Here is a 19,265-nt window from a genome sequence, read left to right on the forward strand (position 1 = left end):
AAAATAGGGTATAGGGAGATATCCTGCTATATCCGCCTCGCCATCGACAGCAGGTCCGTCCAATGCGAATATGCCAAGCCGCTCCGGGTCATGGCGGAAACCGGCGCATGCAGTACGTTTGCCAAACGCTATGCCCATCAGAAATCTTACTATCCCATTCTGAGGGATTTCTACGAATACGGTCTGAGCAAAGCGGACCTTGCCCGCAAATACGGCCTGCGTATCTCAGATGTGTTTTCCATATTCGATCTGTATCTGAGGGAGCTGATCACCATTTACCAGACGATCCATTCCGTATCCTATAAAAGGCAGGCCGTACAGCCTGCAATACCTCTGCCATGCGGCCCTGGAGCGGCTGGCGGATATCCGGAACCGGCACAGGTAACCCGCTTTCAGAATACCCGATGTGTTCCGTCCTTTGGCAAGGACAGCCGCGCTTTTCGTTCCCATTTACAGGCCCATCCAGAAGAAAAAAGCTCTCTGATTTCTCAGAGAGCTTTTTTCGATTATATTGCAGATAAAATGGACCGCAACAAAAGCACAATGCCGGCGAAACACACCTCCGCCGGCATTGTGCTTTCCTCATGTTATCCGAATAAAACGCCTGACCGTATAGTTCGGTCCATCTTATTATATAATAATCCTGACCTCTTGATTTGGATCATTTTATTGGGATATGGATTTTGACCTCATTGTCCGGGTCGTCAAACGACCGCACCTTTCGTTCATATACCTCGAAATCCTCGCGGTCATCCAATTCTTCCTTTGCCATCGGCAGCCATGTGCCAAAGATGTACTGATAGGTTTTAAACAGGTTTGCAAAGGTTCCCCGATGGGTGAACACGGCATATCTTCCCCCGCTGAGCGTTTTTCTGGCCAGCGCCGGCGGCAAACCGTCGAAGTTCTGCACCGGACTGCCCACCATCGCCAAAAAACGCACATCCCCGTCCTTGCTGTAGATGGTCGGCTGCGTTTCACAGATGCCGTATCCTGTCCCTGTGAAAGCATAGACATCCTGATAGTACCGCAGAAACCGATCCCACAACTCCGGAAGCCGGTTATCGGAAAGCGAAGTCGTCGCCCGCAGGCCGGCTATCTTCGTTTCCTCCAGATAGAGAATTTCAGGGGCATGGGATATGTTGTTCGCAATATGACGCACATCTTTGGGGGCCAGCTCCCTTTTGGCATACACCACAAGATCAAGCCCCGCTTTCCGGTATTCCGCCGGACTGCTGCCGAAAACGGCTTTAAACGCCCTGCTGAACGCTTCGGATGATTCAAATCCACAGTCGAGCGCAATATCAAGGATCCGCCTGTCGGTATGAAGAAGCTTCTGCGAGGCGTTATACAGTCTGCGTCTGTTGATATACCGGCCGACCGATTCGCCCAGCACAGCGGAGAACAGCCGCGTCATGTGGCAATAGGAATAGCCGGTTTCCCTTGACACATCGCTTAAGCCGATCTCTTCATCCAAATGCTCCTCGATATATTCGACTGCCCTTTCCAAGGGGGATAATTGTTTCAAGCCGGCACCTCCTTTCTTTGTTTTCATTATACCATATTTGATTTTATATCTCCAGACCAACATAACTCAGCAAAAAATATCATGAATGGGACGCGATCCTTTGTTATGATATCATGTGATATTCATGATGTTTTGAACAGCAAAGGAGTGTAATGGAATGGAAGAAACAAAGAAAACCGCGGCGGATATTCTCACCGCGCTGGTGATTGCGTTCCTGTTGTGGTATGATAGTAAATGGAAGAGAAATGAGGTGTAAGCAGATGGCTGATATTCTTGTACAGGGACTGACCCAGAACAACCTGAAGCATGTCACATTCAGTATTCCAAAGGAGAAGATCACGGTGTTTACCGGGGTGTCCGGTTCCGGCAAATCGAGCATTGTCTTTGATACCATCGCCGCCGAATCGCAGCGGCAGATGAACGCCACCTACCCGGCGTTTGTGCGCGCAAGGCTGCCCAAGCATCCCAAACCGGCTGTGGAACGAATCGACCATTTAACGGCGTCCGTCGTGGTGGACCAGTCCCCGCTGGGCGGAAACGCCCGTTCCACAGTGGGAACCATCAGCGGCCTGTATGCCAGCCTGCGGCTGCTCTTTTCGAGAATCGGCAAGCCGTATGCCGGCACAGCGTCCTGCTTCTCCTTTAACGACCCGAATGGGATGTGCAAAACCTGTTCCGGTCTCGGAAAGATCACAAAGGTCGATGTAGCGGCCATCCTGGACCTGGATAAGTCCTGGAACGAGGGCTGTGTGAAGGATTCACTCTACCGTCCCGGCTCCTGGTACTGGAAGCAGTACGCCCAATCCGGCCTGTTCGATCTGGACAAGCCGGTGAAGGCCTATTCCAGCGAGGAATACAACCTCCTTCTCTATGGCTCGCGGGACGGCAAGGGGGAACCGGAAAATCCGAAGGTGACCGGACTGGTTCACAAATACACAAAGACGCTGCTGAACCGGGATATCAGCAGCAAAAGCAGGCACACACAGGAAAAATCACAGAGCTTGGTTACGGAGCTGGAATGCACCGACTGTCATGGAAGCCGGCTGAATGAAACGGCTTTGCGCTGCAAAATAGGCGGATATTCCATTGCGGATATGTGCGGGATGGAGCTGACGCAGCTGCGCGAAGTCCTGTCGCGGATCACAGATCAAACGGTGGGGGTGCTGGTGCAGACGCTGATCGAGGGACTGGACAGAATGATCGAAATCGGTCTGCCGTATCTTCATCTGAACCGGGAAACACCGTCCCTGTCCGGTGGGGAGGCGCAGCGGCTCAAGCTGGTCCGGTACATGGGCAGCAGCCTGACGGGGCTTACCTATATCTTCGACGAGCCCAGCGCCGGGATGCATCCGCGCGACGTTTACCGCATGAACAACCTGCTCCGGCAGCTTCGCGACAAGGGCAACACGGTCCTCGTGGTCGAACATGACAAGGATGTCATCTCGATTGCAGATTATGTGATCGACGTAGGCCCGCAGGCGGGACAGAACGGCGGGGAAATCGTTTTTGCGGGCAGCTATCAGGATCTGCTTCATTCCGGTACCCTGACCGGAAGGGCGATGCTTCGGTCCCTGCCGGTGAAGCAGAATCCGCGCCAGCCGAAAGGCAGCCTGCCGGTCCGGGGAGCAAGCCTGCACAATTTAAAGAATGTTGATGCGGACATCCCGCTCGGTGTCATGACCGTCGTCACCGGCGTGGCCGGTTCAGGTAAGAGCACCCTGATATCCCAGGTTTTTGCGAAACAATATGAAAGTGACATCGTGATGGTGGACCAGGGGCCGATCACCGCGACGAACCGCTCCACCCCAGCCTCCTATCTCGGTTTTTTTGACGAGATGCGGAAGCTGCTGGCGCGGGAGAGCGGCAAGCCGGACGGACTGTTCAGTTTTAATTCCGCCGGTGCCTGCCCGGTGTGCGGCGGGAAAGGCATCGTTGTGACCGAGCTCGCCTTCATGGACCCGATCATCACGGAATGCGAGGCCTGCGGCGGAGTGCGGTACAACGAAGAAGCGCTGTCCTGCGCCTATAAGGGTAAGAATATCGTCGAGCTGCTGGGGCTGACCGCGTCCCAGGCGTTGGAGGTGTTTGAGGATCTCAAAATCAGGAAGCGTTTGAAGGTGATGCAGCAGGTGGGGTTATCCTACCTGACATTGGGGCAGCCCTTGAGCACACTGTCCGGCGGTGAACGCCAGAGAATCAAGCTGGCGAAAAATTTAGGAAAAAAGGGCGGCATCATTGTGATGGACGAACCGACCACCGGCCTGCACATGTCTGACATCCAAAACCTCTTAAAGCTGTTTGACATGATCGTCTCCCGCGGGAACACCCTGGTGGTGATCGAACACAACCTGGACGTGATGAAGCAGGCGGACTGGATCATCGATATCGGGCCGGACGGGGGAAAGAATGGCGGCGAGGTGGTATTTGCCGGAACGCCGATGGATATGCTGCGCGGCGCAAAAACGCTGACAGCCGACAGCCTGCGGGCGTCGTGCTTCGGATAAGGAAGGAATCCGATCCACATCAGATTGATTTTCTCCAGACCGGGCAGGAAAAGCAAACAACCTTGGAGGCCAGAAAATGAATGACTTAATCGAGAACATAGGCCGGCTCCACACCACTGAAATGGGGGCAGAACGTATCAGAAGAAATCTGTCCGTGGATGTTGTGCAATGGTGCAGAACCAGAATTCTGGATGAAGATGCGGTGATCAAACGGCAGGGAAAGAACTGGTATGTCCACATCGATCGCTGCACCATAACAGTAAACGGACACAGCTATACCATCATCACAGCGCATCCAGAAAAACATGGACATCCAGCTGACGGTCGGATGGAACATGAGCGGCCTTAGCAAAGCGAACATCCATCATAAATCTTAGATTGAAAGGAACAATCGATATGGTTCATTTGGTGTATTGTGACAATGCAGGCAAAAAAGGCGAGCACGTGCTGGATAAAATCCTCACAGGCACAAAGACAATGGTTGTACGCGGAGCAGCTGGACGCAAGATTCCGCACAGCAGAGTTTTTGAAGGCGAAACGCTTTATTTTATGGAAAAAGGGACCTTACAGATTTCTGCAAAGGCAGCGGTAAAAAATGTACAAAACTATGTAAAACTATCTGATGAAGAGATCACGCAGGTCTTGGAAGAGAATCAGCCGAAGTTAAATCTTTCGGATAAACAGAAGCAGCGCTGGCATAAAAAGTGCCTTTGCCTGGTTGAATTTGAACACGTCGAGGCAATCGCTCCTCTTGAATTTGACCATCAGGGCAATATGGATGACTGGCTGATCATTGAAAAGATAGAAGACGTTGTCGTCGGCACAAGCATCCCCTACAACTATGAAAAATCAAAGTTTTAAGACGCATCGGCCACGCAAGCGCGCAGGACGCAGCGGATAAGCTGATATAGAAAAGGATTGAAAAGATGAGAGAAAGACCGCCTTTAGACACGCATTTAGACAGCAGAACATTTCGTGATTTCTATTATTTAAAAGAGGAACTGGTGGACTTTTGCCGAAAAAACGGTTTGCCGGCCACTGGAGGGAAGATAGAAATAACAGACCGAATTGCCTGTTTTCTTGACACAGGCAATGTATTGCCCGCTTCGGCTTCGAAGAAAAAAACAGTTTCCAGTCAAAGCATAGATGAAAACACTATCATAGAACCGGATTTTGTTTGTTCTGAAAAGCATCGGACATTTTTTAAAGAGCACATCGGAAGCAGTTTTTCTTTCAATGTCGCTTTCCAAAAATGGCTGAAAAGCAACGCTGGAAAAACCTATCGGGAAGCGATTGCTGCATACCATCAAATTCTGGAAGATAAGAAAAAGGGAAAGACCACGATTGACAAACAATTTGAGTACAACACCTATATTCGTGACTTTTTCGCAGACAACAAAGGCAAATCGCTGAAGGATGCGATCAAGTGCTGGACATATAAAAAGCAGTTAAAAGGTCATAACCGTTATGAAAAATCCGATCTTTCGGCGTTGGAATGATATGCTCCAGTTCATCGTACTGGCTGCAAGAAACTTTGCTGAACCGCGTCATCGTTCAACAGGTGCTTTTGATATCCACAGCTGCGCTATGGATAGATTGCATATGTGTAAGCTGCAAGATGAAAAGCTTGACGGTAACAATAAGAACGCTGTAAACCCGTTATTGTAGAAATCGATAGGCCGAAACGAGCTTTCATCTCTCTGCCCTATTTTCATCATAGCATACTTCCCAAGATATCTTGGGCGAATACAATGCGGTATGGATTCCAGCTTGGTATTCAAAAGACAGCCCCCGCGTTAAACTGTTTGTGTCATTGGGTTTTCGGTCCGCTCTCCCCTTTGGCACTTTCTTGCAGTTGACATACTGCATTTTTATTGTATCAAACAAAGTTTTTTATATCCATTGTTCAAGCCTTCCCTAAACCCCCGGCTGTGCCGGGGGTTTTCGCTTACAACAAATAAGCAAAGCCGTTTAAACGGCTTTGCTTATCGCGCCGCTGAACACGCCCTTTTTGGTAAAAGCACGATGTTGCGGCTATTTTCATCTGTGAGAGACACATAAAAAAGATATTTTTGCGGTGGGATTCGAACCCACGCGCCCTTGCGGACCAGTTCCGCCGTGCCGGAAATCAGGGATGTGAATAATCGTTGTTTTCCCTATCCATTATTTCCCTTTACTGCTTTGACCGAAGCCAACAGAGACTGGTTTTAACGCCGCGTTTTCATGTGTCACTCCTCCAACTCCCGGATCAGTTCCCGAAGCCGGGACTTAATCTTCGTTCGGTGAATGCCCGCGTATCCTACTTTCTCCGCCAGGCGAAGCAGGTACTCCCGGTATAGGGCCACGATCTCAGGCTGGGAGATCTCAAAGACGGTAAAGGGCTCCGAAGTATGCACCAGAAGAGCTCTGTGATTTTCCTTGACCATAAGGGAGCTCTCTTGTTCAACAGACCCTTCCAGGGGGACAAAGTGATAGTTTTCGTGAGTGTCCAAAATGTGCAAAATCTTCTTCAAGTGCAGGGTATAGGTTTCCGGGGTATAGTAAAGGGCGCCGACCGACCAGCAGGTGGCGGTGATGGGCACTGTGCCGGCACGGACCTGGTCAGCGCTGGCCAGGTGAACGATATCGATCAGATTGTACTGGTCCTGCTCCTGTTCCAGCCGCTTCATCTCTTGCAGATAAAGTTCGCCCAGGCGTTTTTGCTCGGGATCTTCTCTTTTTCCGATGGAGTCCGCGACAAGTTCAAAGGGCGCGGTCACTGAGGACAAAGAAATCAGCTTTTGTATGCGGAAGCCCTGGGGGGATAGGAATTTCATAAAGCACTGGAACAGCTTTTGGGGTTCCGAGTAAGTATTCAGCATAGGTCGGCACAGGGCGAGATAGGCCTGAAACTCTGCTTCCGTCGCCCGGAGCACCCCCGGGTCTGTGGTCAGCATCGTGGCGTAACTGGTGGGCTCGCCCGCCATGGAATGGGACGCAATCGCGATTTGTCCGGGCTGCATGATGATGGTGTGCCGGTAAAGGCGGTCGCGGATATGAGGATAAAAATAGGCTTTTACCTTGCCGGTCATATAGAGAGGGATCCAGCGGGCCAGGGATTCCAGGATCTGATCGCCCGAGTAGATCGGTGGAATGATGTGGCAGATCTGAAAGCCCCGCCGGATACAGTCCAGCAGCCAGGCCTGCATTTGGGAGGTAAAATCATAATCCTCCATCAGCCAATCGTCGGTCTCATCGGCAAGAATGCAGATCGTGCCCGGTTCCTGCCGGGCCAGCAGGTGTTGATACATGGACCGCACCGCGGCACGCTTTCCCTCATTTCCAAAATGGATAAAATTCCCTTTACGGCTGATGGTTGTGGCTTCCAAGGTGGAGTTGGACGCAACCCCCTTAATGGTCAGCGATTCAAAGCTTCGCATGAAGCGGTCCACTCCGTCATCGTCACCGCACAGCCAGCAAAATAAAAATTCTGACAGTTGATCTTGCTTGTCCATGAGGACTCGTCTGACCCCCGCCATCTCCGACAGAGCTCTTCTCTGATATTCGCCGGTACAGCGTTCGGCAAGAAAATCCGACATGCTGCGCAGCAGCTCCAGATTACGCGGAAGCCCTCTCTTCCCGCTGCGGAATCGGCTGATGATGGAGGGGTCTACCTGCGCTGCCAAGGCCAACTCCCGGTTCGTCGTTTGGGTCAAATTCATGACAAAAATCAGCTTTTCATAGAACTGCACAGTCTCATCCTCCTTTTTTATACCAGTATACCTTAAAGTGATTAAGTTTGCAATAAAATTCGCATCATTTGTCATTTAAAATGAAAGTAAAGTGTCATTGTCAAATACGGATATGCTCTTGAATTTTGCTTAAAAATAAAGTATTCTATAGTTTGAGAGCGATAAAGTTCATTAACTGTCATTTAAAATGACAAGTTTGTATCATTTGCAATTGGATTATATACATATCTGCATGAATAATATAAAGGATTGGGTGTGAGCAATGCTATTCGAGAGAAAAATTTTAGTGGTTGAAGACAATGAGATCAACCGGGCGGCGCTGTGCGTCATTCTGTCTTCTCAATACACGGTTTTGGAGGCAGAAAATGGCGAACAGGCCCTGTCGCTGTTGGAGAAATACAGAGAGGGAATCTCTCTGATCCTGTTGGATATTGTTATGCCGGTCATGGATGGCTACACCTTTTTGAAGCATTTGAAAGCAGACCACAGGCTGAATTCGATCCCGGTCATTGTCACAACGTCCAACAACAGTGAGGCGGATGAGGTGGCCGCGCTTTCCAACGGGGCCACAGACTTCATTACCAAGCCCTACCGCGCCCAGGTCATTTTACACCGGGCAGCCAGCATTATCCGCCTGCGGGAGACCTCCGCCCTCATCCATCAGATCCAGTATGACCGGGTCACCGGGGTGTACAGCAAGGAATATTTCTGCCAGCAGGTCAGGGATATCCTGTTTCGGAATCCGGATGTGAAATATGATATCCTTTGTTCCGACATTGAGGACTTCAAACTAATCAACGATACTTTCGGCATGGCCGCGGGCGACCGCCTGCTGCGGCAGGTGGCGGAGCTCTGCACCCAACGGCTGGGGGATCACGGGATCTGCGGCCGCCTGAGCGCGGACCAGTTCGCCTGTCTTCTGGAGCACCGCGAGGACTATGCGGACGAGATGTTTACCCACTCCGACAGCCGGATCAACAGCGGCTTCGGCAATCAGAACGTGATTATGAAATATGGCATCTACGCTGTGGAGGACCGGGAGGTTTCCGTAGAGCAGATGTGTGACCGGGCGCTGCTGGCGGCGCACAGCATTAAGGGAAAGTACGGCAAGCACTTTGCCCTCTACGACGATAAGCTGCGTGGTACGCTGCTGCGCAGGCAGGCCATCACGGACGGCATGGAAACGGCCCTGTCCACGGGACAGTTTGAGGTCTACCTGCAGCCCAAGTACCAGATCCGGGACGGCCGGCTGGCGGGGGCCGAGGCGCTGGTGCGCTGGAACCACCCGGAATGGGGCCTGCAGCCGCCTGGGGAGTTCATCCCCATCTTTGAGCACAACGGCTTTATTACAAAACTGGACCAATATGTCTGGGAGCGGGTCTGCGCTCTGCTCCAGGAATGGGACCGGAAGGGCTATCCCAGCATCAACATATCCGTCAACGTCTCCCGGATGGATATTTACAACGCGGATCTGGCTGACGTCCTGACGGGGCTCGTTCGGCGGCACGGACTTTCCCCCTCCCGTCTGCACTTGGAGATTACGGAGAGCGCGTACACTGACACCTCAAGACAGCTTATCGAGACGCTGAGCACTCTGCGCAGGCTGGGTTTCGTCATTGAGATGGATGACTTTGGAAGCGGCTATTCCTCGCTGAATATGCTCACGGAAATGCCCATTGACGTGCTGAAGCTGGATATGAAGTTTATCCAGACCGAGATCACAAGACCCACCGGCCAGGGCATCCTGCGCTTTATCGTGGACCTGGCCCGTTGGATGAAATTGAGCGTGGTGGCGGAGGGCGTGGAGACCCGGGAGCAGTTGGAGCGGCTTCAAAACGACGGGTGTGACTACGCCCAAGGCTATTATTTTGCCAAACCCATGCCTGTGGAAAATTTTGTTTCCGTCTTGACAGCGCAGGCCCCTCCCGCAGACATGGAAAACAGCCGCTCTGCCGGTTCTGCGGACCGCATGAACAGAGTCCTGCTGGTGGCCGATGAGGACGAGGAATACCGCGCCCAGGTGCGCGGGACCTTCTCCGACTGCTTCAAGGTACTGGAGGCGGACAGCTATGAGGAGGCAGTTAAGATCCTGGGAAACCGTCCGTATCAGATGTCGGCTGTGATTCTTAGCTTAACACTCCAAGGCGGCACTGATATCCTGACTGCGGTTCAAAAGGAGCGGGGCGCCTGGGAAACGCCGTGCATCGCCACGGGACCGCTGGATATGGAACTGGAACGCAGGGCCATGGAACTGGGCGCCGCCGACTATGCAGCTAAGCCCCACAGTCAGGAGTCGCTGCGCAGGCGGGTCCTGCGGGCGATGAGTATCCACACGCTTCAGGTACGGATGCGTTCTCTTCAAGATGAGTCCTGCAGAGACACTATGACCGGCCTGCTCAACCGCCGGGGGCTGTACACCATCGCCGAATCACTGCGGCATGAGCCTTCCTCCACTGTTTATCTGTTTGAACTGGACGATTTGAAAACATTCAACGAGAAGTATGGCTATGTGGAGGGCGATCATTTGATCTTCCACTTCGTCTCCCTTCTTCGTGCCCACACCCGGGCGGACGATGTGCTGGTCCGAATGGGCGGGGATGAATTCCTTGTTGTGATGCGCCACATAAGCTCCATAGAAGTTGCTCATAAGAAAGAAACGGCTATACTCCGGGCTTATTATGAGAGCCGTTACGTGGATCCGGATTCGGTGGCCTGCTTTGCCGGTACAGCACTTTGGAATGCAGAGGAACCATTGGATGAAATCATACGCCGGGCTCGCGAGGCCATGTATGCTGCAAAGGCCGGCGGTAAGGACGAGTACCTTTCATGAAAGGGGTGAGCATGTGATGTGTCAATATACAAATTTAGAAGTGATATATATCTCTCCTTCCAGCAAGCTGCTACGCGGAAAGGACGGCAGCACCGGCAATCGGGTGGTACTTAAGACCGGAGGCCAGGAGCCCATGACACAGGAGGAAACAGCGCGGATGCGGCGGGAATATCAGATCATGCAGCGGATAGACAGCCCTTATGTGGTAAAGGCGCTTGGCGAGGCCACACTGGACGGGCGCTACTGTCTGGTGGAGGAATTCTGTCCGGGGATCACGCTGAGCAGGCTGCTGAAACAGGGCGCCCTGGAGATGTCGGATTTCTACCGGATTGCGGAACAGTTGGTGATGGGCCTGCGGGACATCCACAAGGCGGGTGTCATCCACAAAGATGTGAACCCCTCCAATATTATGTACGACGCGGAGTCCGGCCGGGTGGCGCTGCTGGACTTCGGTATCTCCTCCATGTTTATACATGAACAGATGTCGGGGACCAGACTTGAAAATATTGAGGGAACTCTCCGCTACATCGCCCCGGAGCAGACCGGACGAATGAATACGGAGCTGGATTATCGCGCGGATTTTTATTCCCTGGGCATAACCTTGTATCAAATGCTGACGGGGCGTCATCCATTTGACGCCGAGACTCCCACAGAGCTGGTTTTTTCTCATATTGCGAAGACACCGCCGGATCTTCGCGTAATATTACCTAATGTGCCGCCCATGCTTGCGGCCGTCATAGACAAGCTCCTGTCCAAGATGGCAAAAGACCGCTATTTAAGCAGCGAGGGCCTTCTTTATGATCTGACACGGTGCCAAAGGGAAAAGGAATTCGTCCTTGGCGAAAAGGATTTCAGCCGGCGTTTTGAATTCGCCCACCGGCTGTATGGGCGGGAAGATGAAATCGCCCAACTGAAGAGTGACTTCAAAGAAGTGGCGTCCGGTTCCAAGATCCTTGTCTCCATCAGCGGCTATTCCGGCATTGGAAAGACCTCGCTGGTCAATCAGCTTCAGGAGGAGGCTCAGCGGACTAACGGTATGTTTCTACAAGGGAAGTTTGACCAGTATCACGCCAATGTACCCTACTTTGCCTTCTTTGAGGCCATCAAACAATTTTGCAGCATGATCTTTATGGAGCCGGAGGAGAGTATCGGCAGGTGGAAGCAGATGCTGTCGGAGCACTTGGGCGGCGACGCCGCTTTGCTGACCGGTAAGGTGGCGGAGATGGCCCTGTTGACCGGCGATCAGCCAACTCCTGAGGATATGGGGCCGCTGGAGGAGCGGACCAGGTTCAAATCCGTACTGGAACAGCTCCTGTACCTGCTGGCTGCGCCGGAGCATCCCCTGGTTCTGTTTTTGGACGATGTGCACCGGGCGGATATGGGCTCCCTAGAAATTCTGGAAGAGCTGTTCAAAAATGAGGATATTCACGATTTGATGATCATCGTGTGCTATCGCGACAATGAGGTAAGCAGCGAACATCCGCTCACCCTCACCCTGAAGAAAATCATACAGCGGGGCGGTCGGGTCACGCAGCTCAACCTGATAGGGCTGGACCCGGAGAGCACCGCACAGATGCTGGGAGACATATTCAAAGCGGAAGCGGACACAACTTCCGCGCTGGCGGAGATCCTTTATAAGAAGACCAAGGGAAATCCATTTTACATCAAGCAGTTTCTGCGGCTGTGCCATTCAAAAGGCTATCTGAAGCTGGATATGGACACCGGAAGCTGGAGCTGGAAGGAGGCGGAGATCCGGGCCTGCCCCGCTCAGGAGAATGTAGTGGACTTCCTGACAGAAAATCTGAACCAGTTTTCGGAGGAGACAATATCCCTGCTGTCCTTTGGCGCCTGCATCGGTCAGAGCTTTTCTGTGGAGGATCTGTCCGCTGTCTGCGGCCTGCCGGAACGCGAAATCAACCGCAGGCTGATTACGGCGGTGGCACAGGAGGCAGTGTATCCCATGGAGAAGGATGGGAAAACCGGCCTGCAGACCATGTATCAGTTTGCCCACGACCGGTTCCAGCAGGTGTTCTATACGGCCCTGTCTGAGAAGGCGCGGGCAAGTGTCCATTACCAGCTTGGAAAGCGGTATGAGGAACACTCGCGCGCCGCAGGCGATCTGGACGAACGGGCGTTTGAGATTGCAGACCACTACGCAATGGGGCTTGGGGAGGCGAAGGATCCGGAAGAACGGCGCCGGATTCAGGAGTTCCTGCTGGGGACGGCGCACCGGTGCGGGCTGGTATCCGCCTTCGACACGGCGGAGCGGTACCTGAACCTCCTGCTTTCCCAGCCGGAGTTAAAGCGCCCGGAAAACCGCCCGTTCCTCACCAAAGTCTACATGGAATATCATGCTGCGCTGTGCAATCTGGTAAAAGAAGAAGAAAGCGACCGGATCTACGGGACGCTCTGTAATCTGGTGACGGAGCCCACCGAGCTGGTAGACAGCTGCCGTCTGCAGATATCAAGCTTCTCCAACCGTGGCCGGTATGAAGACGCCTTTGAGATCGGACTCGCCCTGCTTGAACAGCTGGGAGTTACCTTCCCCGGTGAAAATATTAAGCTGACCCTGGAGCAGGATATCGCATCCTTTTATCGGGAGCGGGAGGCTCTTGGAGCGGAAGATATCCTGAATCTCAAAGAAGCCGAAGACCCGGTGGAAGCCGGGATCAGTAAATTGCTCTGCCGCCTGTGCGGTCCGACCTTTTTCTTTCATCCCGACTATTCCTACTGGACGGTATTTACAGCTGTGCGGCGCATGTTCCGGCATGGCTATACACCCCATGCGCTGCAGATGTATTCCAATCTGATGATGCCTCTGGGGGAATTGCGCAGGGATTACCGGACGTCTTACGCGGCCGGCAGGTCGGCTATGCGTCTGGCCGAAAAGCACCGGTACAGGGAAGTAATCCACTCCATCTACTGTATGTTTGCCCTCCATACCGGTCATTGGTTCGAAGATGTGGTCAATGAAATTCCCTATGCAAAGGAGTCCATCAAGGGCAACGCCCAGATGGGAGACTTTGAGTACGCCTGCTATGGCTATTATGGGCTCATGATGGCGGTCCTGGAAAGCGCGGCCCATGTGGAGGAGCTGTGGAATGAGGTACAGGCCGGAGTCAAGTTTGCGGAAAAGACCGGCAGCGACCATGCTTTGGGCAGTTTTTTGAGCTTTCAGCAGCTGTGCAGGAGTATTCGCGGGGAGCTCTCCCTCACCGGAAGCTTTGATGGAGACGGATTTTCCGAACAGGTGCATCTGGAGCAGTTTTCCCATAATCTGCAGGCAATCAGCTATTACCATGTCATTCGGGCCCTGTCGGCAGTGATCTACCGGGATTATTCCACGGCCTGCCGGCTGTGCAGGGACGCTGTGCCCCTGCTCCCGTATGTCTCCAGCTTTTACAACGTGGCGCTCCACAATTTCCTGTATTCCCTGTCCATCTGCCAGGTTCTGGAGACAGGGGATTATGAGCCGGAAACAAGGTCCCGCTTTCTGCGTGTCCTGGAGGAAAACCAGGATTGGCTGAAGGAACGCAGTAACGACGCGTTCTGCAATTATGGACATCTCTATCTTGTGATCGAGGCGGAGCGGAAAACGGCGGAGGGCTGTATCGGAGAGGCCCTGTGGCTCTACGAAGAGGCTCTGGAGGCCGCGAAAAAGCATGACCGCAGCCTTCATCATGCCATCCTCTGCGATGTGACCGCGCTGCGCTATGAAAGACTCGGGATCAAGTCGGCGGCCAGAAATTATCTGACGGATACCTACCGGCTGTACGGCCATTGGGGAGCAGAGGGCAAGTGCGCCCGGATGCGGCAGGACTACCCGGATCTGGCCGGCCTGTGGAAGAACGACAGCCGGCAGAGTACCCTGTCGGAAGCTTCCATCCGCACCACCGCTTCGCTGGATATGCGCTCTGTGCTGAAGGCATCCCAAGCCATTTCGGAGGAGCTTGAACTGGAAGGCATCCTGGAAAAGCTGATCCACAGTCTCCTGGAATGTGCGGGAGCACAGCATATCTACTATCTAAGCCAGACGGATTCCGGGTATGAGATCCAGGCGGAGGGTCATTCCGGGGCCAAGGATGTATGCATCGTATCAAAGCGGCCGGCGGAGGGCCGGGATATTCCGCTGAGCATCGTGTCGTATGTGGAGAGAACGCTGGAGGCCGTGATCCTGGAAGACGGTGAGAACTCCAGAGTCTTCGGGAAGGACATCCATATTAAAGAGAACCACTGCAAGTCGGTCCTTTGTATGCCCATCCTCAGTAAGGGGGAGCTAAAGGGCATCCTCTACTTGGAAAATAACCTGGCCGCGGGCGTCTTTGACCAGCGAAGAAAAGAAAATCTTATGCCCATTGCGGCACAGCTGGCTATTTCTCTTGAAAATGCCTATTTATATGAGCATCTGCGCTTTCTGGTAGACGAGCGGACGAAGGCGCTGCTGGAGGAGATCAAGGTGCGCAAGCGGGCGGAGGAAAAGTTGGCCCATATGGCAAACTACGACGCTCTCACCGGACTTCCCAACCGCAGACTGTTTCACAAAATCCTATCCCGGCTGCTCCTGGAGGCAGAAACCAGCGGACAGCTGCTTGCTGTCCTCTACTTGGATTTGGATGGATTCAAAGAGGTCAACGACACCTATGGCCATGAAAAGGGTGATCTGGTATTGGAGGAGACAGCCAGACGGCTGATCCGTGCTGTGCGCGGCAGCGATATCGTGTTCCGTATGGGGGGTGACGAGTTCGTTCTGCTGTTGAGCCGAATCAGAGCGGACGAAGAGATCCGGCACGTCTGCGATCGGATTCTCTCTGAGATCAGGCAGCCTTTCCAGCTCTCAGAGGACCTGTTTGTTGAAATGACTGCAAGTATCGGGGTCAGCGTCTATCCCAGGGATGGTCAGGATGAAAAGGAACTTCTCTCCCGCGCCGACCAAGCCATGTACAGGATCAAAAAAAGCGACAAAAACTTTTACTCGTTCACAGAGCCTTTTTCTGAAGCGCAGGAAAAGTCTTAAAAGAAAACACCATACCCAGCGGCGGCCGGCGTGAGCAAGACCATTGTTGGTAATGGAAAGGATGAGATCGATGGAAAAAACAATGACGGCCTGGGAGACCTTTCAGGCTTTTTGCAGCGCCTGGTTCGAGCGGAGAAACGCCGAGGAGGTCTATGCCTTTTTAGGCGATGAGTTCTGCTTTGTGGGGACTGGGGAGGACGAGTTTGCCCACAGCCCCCAGGAGATGAGAGATTACCTGGTCCGGGACATCCAGGAGATCCCCGAGCCCTTCACGGTGGAGCTTACGCTCTTTCAAGAGCAGGAGATCAGCCAGGACATCCGCAATCTGTCCGTGGGGATGCTTCTCAAGAATACCCAGTATCGCTGGCGGCTGCGGGGATTCTTTACCCTGGTCCGGCAGCGGGGGGCCTGGCGGCTGCGCACCCTGTGGTTTTCCGAGCCCAGCAGCAGCCAACGGGGCGAAGAGCATTATCCCCGCGCCCTGGTGATGGAGCACGTCGCCAGACAGAGACAGGAATTGCTCAACGACTCCCTGCCCGGCGGTATGATGGGCGGGTATATCGAGGAGGGATTCCCCTTCTATTTTGTGAACAACCGGATGTTGAAGTATCTGGGCTATGCCAGCGAGGCGGAGTTTGTTGCAGATATCGAGGGTATGGTTTCCAACTGTATGCACCCGGACGATCGGGCCAAAGTGGACGAGGAAGTAGCCCGTCAAATAGCGGAGCGCGGGGAGTACATGGTGGAGTACAGGATGAAGCGCCAGGACGGCTCCTATATTTGGGTCCACGACCTGGGGCGCGAAGTCACGGCGGAGAACGGCAAGCCGGCCATCATCTCCGTATGCATCGACATTACGGCCCAGAAAAAGGCCCAGGCCGAGGTCGTACATCTCTATAACAACGTCCCCGGCGCGGTGTTCCGCGTCAGGTATGATGTGGATTTTTCCGTCGCGGACGCCAACGACGGGCTGTATGAACTGCTGGGCTATACCCGGGAGGAATTTACCGCCCTGGGTAATCAGATCGCCGCCGTGATCTATCCCGACGACCTGGAGGCTGTGCGGGACAAGCTGTTGGCGGAGGAGAACCGGGACAATACCATACAGGATGAGCACCGTCTTGTCTGTAAGGACGGACGCGTCAAATGGATCTCGCTGAAGACCCAGGTGATGCCCGGAGACGACGGGGCGCCGTATTTTTACGGATTCCTCGTGGATATCACCGACGAGAAACTGGCTCAGGAACGCATCCGGGAACTGTACGAAAAGGAACTGACCTACTTTGCTCAGGCCGCTTCCTTGGAGGGCAGCATCCAGGGGCGGGTCAATGTCACACAGGACAGGGTCGAGAGCTATCAATCCACAGCCGATTGCGCCATCGCCCGGACGGGAGACACCTACGAGCAGGCGGTTAGTCAACTGGCGGACTCAGCCGTAGATGCGGCATATGAGGAATACCTGCGTCAATCACTTGAAAGAACACAGGTACTAAATGAGTTTTCCGCCGGTAAAACAGACCTCCATTTTGAATTTCTGCGAAAACGAAATGACGGCAGTGCTTTTTGGAGCAGGACCAGCTTCAAGTATCACCAAAATCCGGAGAGCGGTGATGTGATCGCATTCTTCTACACCATCGACATCACGGAGCAAAAAATACAGGAGCAGCTTCTGAGCAAAGTGACCGAACTGGACTATGAGGTCCTGTCCGACATCGACATCCGGCAGGACACCTTCCATGTGGTCTCATACCACGCCGGTATGGAGACCCTCATGCCGGCGAAAGGACGTTTTCAGGCGGAGGCGGAGACCATTGCGGACACTACGATGGATACCGCGGCGGGACAGAAATATCTTGCCAAGCTGGATCCCGCTTATATGCAGCGTGAATTAGCCGAGCAGGGCAGCTACAGCTTTATGGCAGAGACCCGTGACGGGCACGGGAATACCCGGGTCAAGCGGTATCAGGTCTTTTATATCAGCCGGGAGCTGGGCCGGGTGTGCATCGCGCGCACCGACGTCACTGACATCATCCGCCAGGAGCAGCAGCAGAAGGAGGCTTTGGCCGCCGCCCTGGCCGCCGCAGAGCAGGCCAACGCGGCCAAGACGGACTTTCTCTCCCGCATGAGCCACGAGATCCGCACCCCCATGAACGCCATCATCGGCATGAGCGCCATCGCCGCCCAGTCCATCGATAACGAGGAGCGCGTGGCCGACTGTATCTCCAAAATCGGCATCTCCTCCCGCTTCCTGCTCTCCCTCATCAACGACATCCTGGATATGAGCCGAATCGAGAGCGGCAAAATGCTGCTGAAAAATGATAAGATCCCTATTGAGGACTTTCTAAACGGGCTCAACGCCATCTGCTACGGCCAGGCGGCGGCAAAGTGCGTGGAGTATGAGTGCATCGTGGACCCCACCCTGGACGATTTTTATATGGGGGACGCCATGAAGCTCCAACAGGTGCTGCTTAACATCCTGTCCAACGCCATCAAGTTCACCGGCGAGGGCGGTAAGGTCACCTTCTCCGCTGCGGCCCATAGAAAGGGCAAGAGCGGCGCCACCCTCCGCTTTATCGTCAACGATACCGGGATCGGAATCAGCGAGGATTTTCTCCACCATATGTTCGAGCCCTTCGCCCAGGAGTCCATGGGCACTACGGCCGTGTACGGCGGCACCGGGCTGGGGCTGGCCATCTCCAAGAACATCGTGGACATGATGGGCGGAAAGATCGCCGTGCGGTCCATCAAGGGCATTGGGTCTGAGTTCACAGTGGATGTACAATTGGGCATCACGGAGGAGGAGCTGCTCCGCCACAACAGGAAAAAGGCGCTCCCCAATTTTTCCGCTCTGAAGACTCTGGTGGTGGACGATGATGTGGCGGTATGCGAAAGCGCCGTGGACACACTCAAGGAAATGGGAATCACCGCCGAATGGGTAGACAGCGGACGCAAGGCCATCGAACGGGTACAATCGATGTGGAACACAGGAAAGCATTACGATATGATCCTCATCGACTGGAAGATGCCGGATATCGACGGCATCGAAACTGCCCGGCGCATCCGTGCTATTGTGGGGCCGGAGGTCACCATCATTATTATAACGGCCTATGACTGGGCTTCCATCGAACACGAGGCCACGTTGGCAGGCGTCAATCTGCTGATGAGCAAGCCCATGTTCAAGTCCTCCCTGATTTCCGCTTTCTCCAAGGCGCTGGGTGAAAAAGAGGAAATCAGCGCAGGAAATAAGCCTATGGTCTTTGATTTTACCGGACGCCGGATCCTTTTGGTCGAGGATAACGCCATCAACACCGAAGTGGCTATGGTCCTGCTTGCAAGCAAAGGCTTTTCCGTGGACACGGCAGAGAATGGGCTGCGGGCAATCGAGCTGTTCAGCAAAACCGAGGCAGGCTTTTACGACGCTATTTTGATGGATATCCGAATGCCGCAGATGGATGGCCTGACGGCGGCCAATAATATCCGCCACATGAGCAATGCTGACGCCAAAACCATCCCCATCATCGCCATGACTGCCAATGCGTTTGACGACGACATGGAAAAGAGCAAGGCGGCCGGCATGAACGCGCATTTGGCCAAACCCATTGAACCGGAGAGGTTGTATCAGGTCCTCTACGACTTTATTTTAAGCCAGGAGGAGGAATAG

Annotated in this window: 9 protein-coding genes; 7 read left to right on the top strand and 2 right to left on the bottom strand. The window is 53.6% G+C overall.

From position 1 onward, the window contains the following. Positions 1–661: 661 nt before the first annotated feature. Positions 662–1,525, bottom strand: coding sequence for an AraC family transcriptional regulator (locus BN348_RS07050; RefSeq protein WP_040197136.1), 864 nt, complete (start codon positions 1,523–1,525; stop codon positions 662–664). Between the two features lie 260 nt (positions 1,526–1,785). Here BN348_RS07050 and BN348_RS07055 point away from each other — a divergent pair, with 260 nt between their 5' ends. The 4 genes from BN348_RS07055 to BN348_RS07070 all read left to right on the top strand — a co-directional run bounded on the left by BN348_RS07055 (position 1,786) and on the right by BN348_RS07070 (position 5,528). Continuing rightward, positions 1,786–4,029, top strand: a complete 2,244-nt coding sequence (locus tag BN348_RS07055) for an ATP-binding cassette domain-containing protein (RefSeq protein ID WP_040197137.1) — start codon at positions 1,786–1,788, stop codon at positions 4,027–4,029. 76 nt (positions 4,030–4,105) lie between these two features. Further along, complete coding sequence (locus BN348_RS07060) at positions 4,106–4,378, top strand: DUF3781 domain-containing protein (protein ID WP_052446793.1); 273 nt, start codon at positions 4,106–4,108, stop codon at positions 4,376–4,378. 47 nt (positions 4,379–4,425) lie between these two features. Beyond that, entirely contained in the window at positions 4,426–4,890 is a 465-nt protein-coding gene (locus BN348_RS07065) for a hypothetical protein (protein ID WP_040197138.1), read from the top strand. Between the two features lie 65 nt (positions 4,891–4,955). Beyond that, a complete protein-coding gene (locus BN348_RS07070; protein ID WP_040197139.1) occupies positions 4,956–5,528 on the top strand; it encodes a DUF6434 domain-containing protein in 573 nt (190 codons plus the stop codon). Between the two features lie 729 nt (positions 5,529–6,257). Here BN348_RS07070 and BN348_RS07075 read toward each other — a convergent pair. Beyond that, positions 6,258–7,760: a hypothetical protein gene (locus BN348_RS07075; RefSeq protein WP_040197140.1), complete on the bottom strand. Its 1,503-nt coding sequence runs from the start codon at positions 7,758–7,760 to the stop codon at positions 6,258–6,260. A 262-nt stretch (positions 7,761–8,022) separates the two neighbouring features. On the opposite strand from BN348_RS07075, the gene BN348_RS07080 reads away from it, so the two are divergent. From BN348_RS07080 to BN348_RS07090, 3 genes are all read left to right on the top strand, one after another. After that, positions 8,023–10,590, top strand: coding sequence for an EAL domain-containing protein (locus tag BN348_RS07080; RefSeq protein WP_040197141.1), 2,568 nt, complete (start codon positions 8,023–8,025; stop codon positions 10,588–10,590). 16 nt (positions 10,591–10,606) lie between these two features. Then, a complete protein-coding gene (locus BN348_RS13165; protein ID WP_052446794.1) occupies positions 10,607–15,604 on the top strand; it encodes a diguanylate cyclase domain-containing protein in 4,998 nt (1,665 codons plus the stop codon). A 70-nt stretch (positions 15,605–15,674) separates the two neighbouring features. Continuing rightward, entirely contained in the window at positions 15,675–19,265 is a 3,591-nt protein-coding gene (locus BN348_RS07090; protein WP_040197142.1) for a response regulator, read from the top strand.

Origin of the sequence: Candidatus Soleaferrea massiliensis AP7 (assembly GCF_000820765.1) — a bacterium.
Classification (GTDB): Bacteria; Bacillota; Clostridia; order Oscillospirales; family Ruminococcaceae; genus Soleaferrea; species Soleaferrea massiliensis.